Raw genomic sequence first — 470 nt, forward strand, 5'->3', positions numbered from 1 at the left:
ACGTGGAAAAGATGCCGCTGCTGCGCAATGCGATCAAAATCATCCTCGTGGTGATCTGCGCGATTACCACCATGGCCAACCTCGGCATCAACGTCGCGCCGCTACTGGCCGGTGCGGGCGTGGTCGGTCTGGCGATCGGTTTCGGTTCGCAGCAACTGGTGCAGGACGTCATCACCGGGCTGTTCATCATCATCGAAGACACCCTGTCGATCGGCGACTGGGTGGTGCTCGATTCCGGCCACGCTGGCACGGTGGAAGGCCTGACCATTCGCACCTTGCGCCTGCGCGACGGCAAGGGTTTTGTGCATTCAGTGCCGTTCGGCCAGATCAAGGCTGTGACCAACCAATCACGCCAGTTCGCCTTCGCATTCTTCTCGGTGCAGTTCACCTACGACACCGATGTCGACAGAGCCATCGAGCTGATCCGCGAGGCCGGCGATTCGATCCGCGAAGACCCGTTCCTCAAGTAC

1 protein-coding gene is annotated in these 470 nt (G+C 60.4%); it reads left to right on the plus strand.

From position 1 onward, the window contains the following. On the plus strand, nucleotides 1-470 hold a 470-nt coding region (locus tag J5M71_RS27950; protein WP_207838818.1), incomplete at both ends, for a mechanosensitive ion channel domain-containing protein.

Source organism: Pseudomonas sp. 43(2021), assembly GCF_017490805.1.
Taxonomy (GTDB): Bacteria; Pseudomonadota; Gammaproteobacteria; order Pseudomonadales; family Pseudomonadaceae; genus Aquipseudomonas.